The organism is Bacillus sp. L_1B0_5, from assembly GCF_000836715.1.
Taxonomy (GTDB): Bacteria; Bacillota; Bacilli; order Bacillales; family Bacillaceae_G; genus Bacillus_A; species Bacillus_A thuringiensis_S.
Window position 1 is genome coordinate 1 of the sequence record NZ_JXIS01000177.1, and the last position, 1,269, is coordinate 1,269.

Below are 1,269 nucleotides of genomic sequence, written 5' to 3' on the forward strand. Positions count from 1 at the left end.
AATAGTGGTACATGAAAAAAACACCTCCTGAATTCGCATACTAAGTATGCAAATTCAATGGAGGTGTTTTTGGTTTGAAGACAAGAGTTCATTACCCAGAAGAAATAAAGTGGAAAGTGATTGAAATGAAAAAGGATGGATATTCCAATCGGACCATTATGGAGAAGTTTGGAATTAAAAATGTTTCCCAAATTAAGACATGGATGAAGTGGTATCGTACCGGTCAAACGTACCGTTTTCAACAACCTGTAGGAAAGCAATATTCTTATGGAAAAGGGCCAAAAGAGTTAAATGAATTGGAACAGCTACGGTTAGAAAATAAACAGTTAAAAACAAAATTACTGATATGGGGAAAGTATCTGGAAATCGAAAGGAGTTGAACCTGGAAACTGTAGTTACTTTATGGACCGATTTCAAAACAAAACTAACGGTAAAAGAATTGTGTAATGTATTAGAATTACCCCGGTCTACATTTTATCGTTGGTTACAACGAACAGTGGACCTAAGAGATGAGATAGAAGAGAAAATAAAGGATGTTTGTCTTCGGCATAAATTACGATATGGATATCGAAGAGTGACCGCAACTCTTCGGAAAATGGGACTGTGTGTGAATCATAAAAAAGTATTACGAATCATGAGACAAAATCAGATTCTCTCAAAAGTTCGTCGAAAGAAAAAGAAATATATCAGTGGTGCGGAGCCAGTAGTAGCCCCTCATCGATTGGAACGCCAATTCGATGCATCCGCACCAAATGAAAAGTGGTTTACGGATGTGACGTATCTATTATTTGGAGAGCGTACCTTGTATTTATCAACGATTATGGATGCCTTTAATCGTGAAATTATTAGTTATGTCATCAGCGAGTCCCAAGCACTGCCATTAGCAATGAAGACATTAAAACAAGCAATGAGAGGGCGAAAAGTAAAAGATGTCCTTCTTCACTCAGATCAAGGAAGTATTTATACAGCGAAGGAATTTCAAGCATATGCCAAAGAAAATGGCATTATCACCAGCATGTCCCGGAGAGGAAATTGCCATGATAATGCCGTCATGGAAAGCTTCTTTGGTCATTTGAAAAGTGAAGCCTTCTATTCACAAGAGATAACAAAAGTATCCAACACAACTGTGCGAAAGATTGTGCTAGAATACATTCATTACTACAATTGTGTGCGAATTCAAGAAAAATTAAACCACCTATCCCCTAAAGAATTTAGGGAACAAGTGGTTTAGGTGTTTTGATAGGTGTCCCGTTTTCAGGGTTCACTTCA

At 37.4% G+C, this 1,269-nt stretch carries 1 protein-coding gene; it reads left to right on the forward strand.

The annotated features are described in order from the left end of the window. Nucleotides 1-74 precede the first annotated feature (74 nt). Nucleotides 75-1,231 (forward strand): IS3 family transposase gene (locus tag RT27_RS31265; protein WP_096001427.1). Its coding sequence is split into 2 segments (ribosomal slippage): nt 75-324 and nt 324-1,231, totalling 1,158 coding nucleotides; the frame shifts between segments, so codons are not numbered across the junction. Nucleotides 1,232-1,269: the final 38 nt, after the last annotated feature.